Here is a 9,124-nt window from a genome sequence, read left to right as displayed (position 1 = left end):
ATCCCTCCTCAACCCCACAACCGGGCTTTCGATCCCACCGAGCGCTACAATAGGGTTCGAAGACCCGATGTCCTAAGCTTCGGCCTGCCCTTATTCCGGCGGCGCGATCAGCTCGAACCTTCGGACCAGAGCGCGGACATCCTGACGATCCTTCTCGCGCGGCCGATAGCCCCGATGGCTCTCCAACTGGTACGCCGGCGACAGGCAAAAAACCGCCAAGTCGCCCACGCGACCTCGCCCCGCCAATGCCGAGGCCGGATAGAACTGGCCATTCTCGGCAGGGCCATAGATCCCGTCGCCGCGCCGGTCGATGTTGATGACGTGAACATCGATCAGCTCCTGGCGGGGGTTCGCCAGCACATAGTTCCAGGCCCGGGTGTCGTCCCGCGGATAGGGCGCAAAGCCCTGATCGGCCAGGAAGGCGCTCATCGCCGGAAGGTCCTTCTCCTCCACCACGATATCGAGGTCAGAATGCTCCCGCGTCTGCTCGCCCAGCAGAGCATCGACGCCCCAGCCGCCATCCAGCCAGATCTGAACGCCCACCGTCAGCAGGCCGGAATAGAGGGCGATCACGGTTTCGATGCGCAAGGCCAAGCCCTCATTCGCTTAGTCGGGACTACTCAGGAGCCGCTTAAGCGCTTCGGCATCCCTCGCCACGTCAGCTCGCGGGAATACCGATTTCTCAGATGCAGGAATGGGTTCGCCCGCGGCCACATCGTCTTCGAAGCGGACGGCGATAATAGCGTGGAGGTGGGGCGTACGGTTTCCGAGGATCGAGTAGTTCATCTTGAACGCTTGGAAGTGAGTTTGCATGGCTCGGCCCACCGTGAGCACCTCTCGCCAGAATTCGACGGAGTCATCTTCACTCAGATCAGTAGGCTCCGTGACGTGCCCACCGCGCCAGATGACGGTGGCCCAACCCGGCTGAGTTCCAGACCGCGCCAGATAGGCGTCACAACGCGCACCAGCGTAGATGCGCGGCCCGCGCGCCGGGTTTTCGGGGCGGCCCTCAGCGCACAGGCTGCATTCGCTTCCGTCCAGTCGCGCGATCCAGTTGTCTGGCCAAGACATGCACGTCTCCTCTCAGTATCCCCCTCAGACAACCTCAGCTGTCTGGCCGGTCGTCCTGGATAAGCCTGAGGAGCGATCCGTTCGGGTCGATGAGCGCGCCGACGAGCGGACTTGCGCCAGCTTCGGCGCGGGGGACGAGCCTGGGAATGCCGACGCGGGCCTCGGGGACCCCGGCCGCCAGGCAAGCTTCATAGAACCGGGCGGGGTCTGAAAGCCGCAGGCAGCTGCCAATCCAGCTTGCGCTCGGGTCGAGGTCTGGATGGGGAAGAATTCCAGCTGGAGAGACCCCCGGACCAGGATCATCCAGGCCGGATCGCGCCAGGTCTGCGAGAAGCCGAGGGCCGCGTAGAACTGGGCCGTCTCGTCAAAGTCACGGGCCGGGAGATTGGGCGTCGCGCGATCAGCCATAGGTCCTGGCTAACCGGCCGATGTGACAACCATGCATGAGCTGACGCCTCACCAGATCCAGCGGACGCCGACCGACGCCTGGCGGCCGACCGATCCGAGTTGGAGCAGGCGGTCCTTGGAGCCTTCATAGGCGAGTTCGCGGGTGTCGGTGAGGTTGGTGGCGGAGAGGACCAGCTCGGCCTGGGCGGGCAGCGCATAGACCGCCTGGGCGTCGAGATAGCCCGCCGCGCCAACAGTGAAGTCCGAGACCCCGCCGCCCTGCATGTCGGCCTCGGAGCGGAAGGGGGATCGCCAGGACCAGGACAGGTTCACGCTCAGGGGGCCGCGCTCCAGATAGGGACTGACGGACCAGGACCAGTCGGAGACTCCCGTCAGCCGGCCGCCACCGTCCAGCCGCGATTGGGTCCAGGTGGCGCTGGCCCAGAGGCCCAGGCCATAGGCCAGGCGCTGATGCAGACCGAGCTCCACCCCATCGATGGTGGCCCGCCCCACATTGTGCGGCCGGCTCATCAGGACCTCGGCCTCCACCAGGGGCCCGGCCTGCGTCTCGAAGACCAGCACCTCCGGGGCCGCCGCCGTCTCGATGAAGTCGTCGATGGTCTTGTGGAAATAGGCGACGGAGACGCTGGTGCGCCGGCCGGTGACCTCATAGGAGAGGTCGAAATTGGTCGAGACATAAGGCGTCAGGGCGGGGTTGCCGCCGACCCCGCTGAAGATGTGGCCGTCCTCGGGGTCGGTGACCGCAGCCTCGCCGTCCTCGTAGATCGCCGACACCAGGACGCTCGCCGGGACGGTGGAGGCGCGCAGATCGGCCAGGGACGGCCGCGTGATCGAGCGCGACGCCGCCACCCGCAGGATCGAGACCTCATCCAGATCGAGCGCCAGATTCAGACTCGGCAGGACCGCCCGGTGTTCGCCGTCGAAGGTGACGGGGCGAACCTGAGCAAGGTCCCCGACCCGCTCCAGGCGCGCGCCTTCCACATGGGTGCGGGTCTCGATGACGCGGACCCCGAGATTGCCGAACAGGCGACGCGCCATCACCCGACCTTCGATATCCAGGCGCAGATAGGCCGCCGCCACCTGTTCGCCGACCTCGTAAGAGTTCTGCTGGTCCGCCCCGGTCGCGACCACGTCGCCGGGCTGGAAGACGATGTCGGCGGCCGGATCTGAAATGCGGAAGGCCGGGCGAAGGCGCCCGAAGTCGGCTGTGGCCCAGGGGGTCGCGCGCAACGCGACCAGGTCGCTGAATACGTCGGACGGGGTGGCGCCTGTGTAAAATCCGACCACGACGCCATCGTCCGCCAGGGGAATGGCGCGCCGATCGCGGCGATCATAGTCGCGGCTCCGGTCGCTGACCTGGACGCCGAGGCTGAGCGCCGTGAAGCCGAGGCGTCCCCCGCCGTGATCGAAACGGCGCTCGGCGTCGAAGACCGCCGTCATATCGGCGTCGCGGGACTCTACGGCGCGAATACCCAGCTGGTTCAGGGTCAGGTTGGCGGGATTGAGCAGGTCGAAGGTGGTCGTCAGGCCGGCGGCCCGCCGGGACTGGGCCGCATCGCCCAGCTCGAAGGCGTAGGCGACCCCCTGCGGCGACTCCGTCGAGAACCGCTCGAGCGGCGTATCCAGCACAGAATGGGCGTGGGAGGCGCTGAGGCGCGGGGTCAGCCGCCAGTCGCCCAGGGCGATGTCGGCCCCGACCGAGACCAGCACGTTCAGGTGCGACTGGTCGGAGAACTCGGTATTGTTGTCGATCTGGCCTTCGGGGATGCTGGCGGCGGTGACCACGCCGTTCTTCGCACGCGCCACGGCGCCCGGCTCGGCCAGCGCCGCGCCCAGGCCAAACACCAGGCGGTCCTCGCGAATGGCGTTGTCGAAGGTGGAGACCAGCCCGTCGAAATCGAGCCGCACGTCCGGCGACAGGCGCCAGTCGGCGCCGACAAACAGGCTGCGCCGCCGACGTTCTTCCTGCTCCACCGTGGTGCGCACATCGTTGGGGGTGGCGAGCAACTCGCCATCGATCACCGTCTGGCCATAGCGCATGATCTGGAAGCGGTCATAGCGGACGCTCCGCGTCTCCTGGGACACCCCGGCGATCAGGCCCATCTCGCCATCCGCCGACACGATCCGTCCGGCCATGGAGAGGTCGGCCCCGACCCGGTCGGAACGCGCGCTGGCCTCGCCGCCCAGCCGCAGGGACAGGAAGGGCTCGCCATCCAGGCCGCCCGCGGTCTCGATATCGATATTGGAGCCGATGCCGCCGTCGATCAGGTCCGGGGTCGAGGACTTGGTCAGGCGGGCCCCGGCCAGCAGATCGACCGACAGGGCGCGGAAGCGGAACTGGCGGCCGCTCTGGGTCGAGTTGCGGATGTTCTCGTTGAAGGCCACCGGCGCGCCGTTCAACGTCACCGACTGGAACAGCGGTCCCAGACCCCTGACGCTGACGAACTGCCCCTCCCCCACCTCGCGTTCGATGGCCACCCCGGGCACGCGCTGCAGCGCCTCGGCCAGGTTGGCGGCGGGCAGGTCTCCGATGCGGTCCGAAGCGACCACGTCGGATATGACGTCGGCGGCGCGCTTGCGGCTCAGTCCCGTATCGATCTGGTCGGAGAGCCGGCCGACGACCTCGACGGCCCGCACCTCGGTCGGCCCGATCGCCTCGGACGGCCGCGGCGGCGGCGCTGGCGCGGCGACCCAGACGCGCACGCCCCTTGACCCCACGAAGCGGTAGCGCAGATCGGTTCCGTCCAGCATCTGGGCCAGGGCCACCCGCCAGCCCATCGACCCCCGCACCGCCTTGGTGCGAACGCTGTGGCCGGGGCCGGGGATGAAGGCCAGTTCGCAGTCGGCCGCCAGACAGAGCTGGAGGAGCGCAGATGAGGCGTCCTGGGCGGGGATGTCGAAGGCCATCGACCGACCTGCCTGGGCCTTGGCCGGCTGGGCCATGGCCAGCATCAGGACGGCGGCGACCAGACCCCATCGCCAGCTTGCGCTGGTCGGCGCGGCGAACAGGTTCAAGGAGCTGAGCCGTGGATGGACCATGCCCAGCCGCCCTAACCCACGGGCGTGACAGCTCTGCGATGGCCGCCTATTCGGCGCGGATCAGGATGCGGCCATCGGCGGCAGGCTCGGCCCTTATGGGCAGCAGCGCGGCCATGCGGTCGACCAGGGCGCCGTCCCCCTCCAGGGGGAGCACCGTGGTGATGAACATGCGATCCAGGGCCGGATCGGCGGCGACCAGGGGCGCGTCGGAATAGCGGGCCGCAGCCACGATCACCTCGGACAGAGGCGCATTGCGGAAAACCAGGCGGCGCTGGCGCCAGCCGGTCGCCGCCTCCACGTCGCCGTGGGCCTTCGCAATCTGGGGCGCACCCGATCGGAAGACGGCCCGTTCGCCGGCCGTGACGCCCAGCGCGCCCTCCAGCGCATCGGCCCGGGCCGCATCGCGGCGCCCGATCGCCACCCGACCCTGAAGGACCGAGATCTGCGCGCTGTCGCCGGTGATCGCCGTGACGAAGCGGGTGCCCGTGACGATCACCTGCCGGTCGGCCACCGCCACCTGGAAGGGATGGACCGCGTCGTGCTTCACCTCGAAATAGGCCGAGCCCCGCTCCAGGGTCAGGCGGCGCACGTCCTTGGCGAAGGCCACGCGGATGGCGGAGTCGGCGTCCAGGGTCACCTGCGAGCCGTCGTCCAGGGTCAGGTCGACGATCTGGCCCGGCGCGCTTTCGAAAAGCTGGCTCTCCGGGGCGGCGCGCAGCATTGGGAGCAAGGCGAGCGCAGCCGCCACAGCGGCCACGGCGGCGAATCCGCCCCCGAAGACGAGGCTTTTCGACGCGCGAGAGCGCCGGATCGGGCCGCGACGGAGGCGGGCAAGATCGCCTTCGAAGGCCTGCCGCAGGTCCGCCAGCTCGGCGTTCGCCGCCTTGAGCGCTTCGTACTGGCGTAGATGATCGGGGTCGGCCTCGAGCCAGGCGCCAAAGGCCGCCTGGTCACGCGCGCTCACCCCCGGCCGGTCCATGCGGGCCAGCCAGGCCTCAGCCGTGGTGGGCCGGGCGGCGAACAGGGCGGCGAGGCGATCCAGCATCAGCGCGGCGATTTCCTTAGGGAAGCCTGGCCAGGGTGGCGGCCAGCCTCATCCAACACAACGATCCAGGGCGCCGACACCTCAATCTCCCCGCGACATCTTCAACTGCCGCAGCGCCTCGGCGATGTGTTTCTCGACCATGCTGACCGATATGCCCAGGCGGCTGGCGATCTGTCGGTAGGTCAGGCTTTCGAACCGGTGCAGCAGGAAGGCGTCGCGCGTCTTGGGCGGCAGGGCGCGGATCGCCGCGGCGGCCGTGGCCAGGTTCTGGCGATCGATCAGCTGCTGATCGGCCCGCGGCGCGGCGCTGACCAGGGCGTAGGGCCCGGAGTCCAGGTCATAGACGTCGTCCGGCGCGCTTCGGCGCGCCTCCCGACCGGAGGCCTTCCAGCGGTCGAGCTGGATGTTCCTGGCGATGACGAACAGGAGCGGCCGGGCGTCGGCCCCAGCCAGGTCGTGGCCGGCGCGGTGAAAGCGGGCGAAGGCCTCCTGCGCCACGTCCTCGGCCTCCTCCCCGCCCCGGTCCTTGCGACGGAGATAGGCGACCAGATCGGCGCGCAGGCCGTTGATGTCGGTCTCAGCCCCCATGCGCCGCCTGCCGTCCGCCTGCGCAGGCGCAAAGACGCCCCCTCCGTCGGAGGGGGCGCTGCGCATAGTGGAACGCAAGGGGATGGTGCGCTCCACCGACGGTCTCGTCAGCGGTCGCGATCAACGCGTCACTCACCACTCCATGCGGACGCCCAGGCTGAAGCGGCGCCCGGAAAGCTCGTACATGGTCGGGAAGGAGGGATGCATGGTGTAGCCCTTGGTCTCCTCATCGGTGATGTTGATCCCCTCCAGGCTGAGCTGGACGCGATCGTTCACATCGTAGCTGACCGAGATGTCGGTCTGGCCGTAGGCGTCGCGCCAGATCGGATACATCTCGTAGCCGATGCCTTCGACGTACTTGTCCTTGTAGTTGTAGGACGCCCGGGCCTGGAAGCGGTCGTTCTCGTAATAGAGGGTCACGTTGTAGGTCTTGTCGGCCAGGCCCACCGGCGGCGTCGGGATGCCCAGGTCGGACTCGCCGGTCAGCGAGCTGTCCAGCAGGGTGTAGTTGGCGTTGACGCCGAAGCCTTCCAGCGGCGCATAGAAGAGGCTCAGCGGCGCCACGACCACCAACTCGACACCGCTGACCTCATAGGAGCCCTCGGCGTTGACCGGCTGATAGACGTCGAAGTCGTAGACCCCGTCGATCGTGCCGTTGGCGTTGTACTTGGTGACGTTCGGGACGGTTCCGGTCAGCTCGCTGCGGACCACGCCCTCGATCTCCTTCCAGAAGTAGGAGACCGACAGCAGGCCGCCTTCGGCCAGGTACTTTTCGAGGCCCACCTCCCACTGCTTGGCGTAGGTCGGCTGGAGGTTGGGGTTCCCGTCGGTGAAGCGGAAGGAATTCCAGCTGGCGGTGCGCTTATAGGCCAGATCGGTGAGCGCCGGCCGGATCAGGGTTTTCGAGGCTGCGCCACGCAGGATGATGCTGTCGGTCAGCTCGGCGTTGATGTTGAGGCTGGGCAGGACCTTGTCGTAGCCGCCCTCGCTCGACACCGGATCGGGCGTATAGCCCGTGGCGCCGTTCGGGTTCTGGATCTGGTGGAAGCCCGAGGACTGCACCGTGGTGTCCACATAGCGGGCGCCGCCGTTCACGAAGACCGGCACGCGGGCGATCTCGAAGTCGAAATCGGCCATGGCGTAGAGGCTGAGGGTCTCTTCGGTGACCTCATAGTACTGGCCATCGTCGAAGGGGGTGACGAAGCCGGCATAGCGGAAGGTCTCCCGGGCATAGGCGTTGGACACCTGGCTCCAGGTCAGGTCGCGGACGCTGTAGTCGCCGCCGGGCACGAGATCGCCGATGGGCGTCAGAACGCTATCGGCCAGGGTGCGGGTGTTGACCCAGACCGAAGAGCCGGGACCCGGCCCCTGGATGTTCAGGGCGCCATACTGGCGCTCCTTGGACTTGTCGGTATAGCGGGCGCCGACCTGGACACTGCTGAGCGCCGGGAAGGCTGCGAAGTCGAAGTGGCGCGTGAAGTCGGCCTGGGCGGCGTACTTGTCGTCGGTGATCGCCTCAAGGTTGGTTTCATAGGCCTCGAACAGGTAGCGCGTCGGCGAATTGTACATGTCGATCGAGGCCGGGTTGGCGCTCTCGATCGTCTCGCCGCCATTGGCCGTCCAGCGGGTGCGCGAGGGCGCATAGGCCACATGCTTCAGATTGGCGAAGTCGATGGTCTTTTCCGCGCCGGAATAGCCGGCCAGCGCATTGAATTCCCAGTTGTCGCCGTTCCAGTTCAGCTCAGCCCCGAACTGCGAATAGTCGGTCTTGGAAATCCGTTCCTTGCTCAGGAACTCATGCTGGGTGGCGGTGTAGGAGACGTCGCGCAGGACCACCATGCCGTAGTCCGACAGGGTGGTGTCGTCATATTCGTGAATGGTCTCGAAGGTGCTGCGGCTGGAGGCGGAATAGGCCGCGGCGTCGTACTCGTCTTCGGTGGCGTCATAGGCGCCGATCATGCCGTCGAAGGCCAGGCTGAAGGTCGAGGACGGCTGGTACTGCAGCGACAGGGTCGCGCCCCACTGGTCCTGCTCGTTCAGATAGACCCGGTCGCCGACCTTGTCCTGGAAGATGATGCGGCTCGTCTGGTCGCGATCGGTGCGATTGGTGACGATGACGCCTGCGTCCCGGGCCAGCACGCTCTGGGCCTGGGTCCCCCGCGCGCCCGAGGCTTCCAGGAAGCGGAAGGCCGGTCGGAAGTTGATGCCGGAATTGGAATCCGTGCGGTTGGTCCGCTTGGCCGTGGAGACCGAGACCAGCGCGCCGAAGTCGCCCCAGGTGTTGCTGGCCAGGAAGGACAGCTTGGGATCGATCTCTTCCGAAATCGAATTGTAGGCGCCCTCGGCGGAGGCGACCAGGCGGGGGCCGTCATAGTCGAACGGGCGGGCGGTCCTGATGTTGATCGAGCCGGCGATGCCGCCTTCCTCATCGGCCGCCGTCGGCGACTTCTGGACGGTGACCTGCTGGATGATCTCCGAGGCGAAGATGTCGAACTCGACGTCGCGCCCGCCGCTGCCCGAGGCGGTGGCCAGATCGTTGATCGTGACGAAGGTGAACTCGCTGGGCAGGCCACGGACCATGACGCGGGTGCCCAGGCCCTTGTTCCGCTCGATGGTGACGCCGGGCATGCGCTGCAGCGCTTCGGCCAGGTTCTGTTCGGGGAAGTTGGCGACATCGGTGGCGACGATGGAGTCGGAGAAGCCGACATTCTCGCGCTTCAGCTCGACCGCCTGTTGCAGGCTGCGCTGGTAGCTGCCGGTGACGATGAGTTCGCCGACCTCGGTAGCCTCATCCTGGGCCTGGGCCCTCGCGCCCGTGGCGCTGAGCAGGCCGATGGCGGCGCAACTGGTCATCAGCCAGGCGGCGCGGCGCGCGCGGCCCTGGCCGAGCTTGTGAATCATTCCGTTCACTGAATTTCTCCGCGTGTCGATGTTGCGACGGCGGGGAACCGGACATGCGTGTCCGGCCCTTGC

The 9,124-nt window shown here is 67.6% G+C and carries 6 protein-coding genes and 1 pseudogene; all 7 read right to left on the bottom strand.

Annotated features, from left to right (window positions below; translation table 11 throughout):
• Positions 1 to 90: 90 nt before the first annotated feature.
• The 7 genes and pseudogenes from Q7S93_RS13570 to Q7S93_RS13540 all read right to left on the bottom strand — a co-directional run bounded on the left by Q7S93_RS13570 (position 91) and on the right by Q7S93_RS13540 (position 9,052).
• Positions 91 to 543, bottom strand: coding sequence for a nucleotidyltransferase domain-containing protein (locus Q7S93_RS13570; RefSeq protein WP_441339430.1), 453 nt, complete (start codon positions 541 to 543; stop codon positions 91 to 93).
• A 63-nt stretch (positions 544 to 606) separates the two neighbouring features.
• Positions 607 to 1,071 carry an HIT family protein gene (locus Q7S93_RS13565; protein WP_304714433.1) on the bottom strand — a complete coding sequence of 155 codons (465 nt, stop codon included), beginning with the start codon at positions 1,069 to 1,071 and terminating at the stop codon, positions 607 to 609.
• Between the two features lie 34 nt (positions 1,072 to 1,105).
• A pseudogene (locus tag Q7S93_RS13560) lies at positions 1,106 to 1,479 on the bottom strand (bleomycin resistance protein).
• 48 nt (positions 1,480 to 1,527) lie between these two features.
• Positions 1,528 to 4,518 carry a TonB-dependent receptor gene (locus tag Q7S93_RS13555; protein WP_304714432.1) on the bottom strand — a complete coding sequence of 997 codons (2,991 nt, stop codon included), beginning with the start codon at positions 4,516 to 4,518 and terminating at the stop codon, positions 1,528 to 1,530.
• 46 nt (positions 4,519 to 4,564) lie between these two features.
• Positions 4,565 to 5,563 (bottom strand): FecR family protein, encoded by a 999-nt coding sequence (locus Q7S93_RS13550; protein WP_304714431.1) that lies wholly within the window; start codon positions 5,561 to 5,563, stop codon positions 4,565 to 4,567.
• 81 nt (positions 5,564 to 5,644) lie between these two features.
• Positions 5,645 to 6,151, bottom strand: a complete 507-nt coding sequence (locus tag Q7S93_RS13545) for an RNA polymerase sigma factor (RefSeq protein ID WP_304714430.1) — start codon at positions 6,149 to 6,151, stop codon at positions 5,645 to 5,647.
• Positions 6,152 to 6,283: 132 nt separating this feature from the next.
• Positions 6,284 to 9,052 carry a TonB-dependent receptor gene (locus Q7S93_RS13540; RefSeq protein WP_304714532.1) on the bottom strand — a complete coding sequence of 923 codons (2,769 nt, stop codon included), beginning with the start codon at positions 9,050 to 9,052 and terminating at the stop codon, positions 6,284 to 6,286.
• Positions 9,053 to 9,124: the final 72 nt, after the last annotated feature.

Origin of the sequence: Phenylobacterium sp., from assembly GCF_030646615.1 — a bacterium.
In the GTDB taxonomy this organism is placed as follows: Bacteria; Pseudomonadota; Alphaproteobacteria; order Caulobacterales; family Caulobacteraceae; genus Phenylobacterium.
Note: the sequence above shows the minus strand (reverse complement) of the source record. Positions and strands in the feature narration are given on the sequence as shown.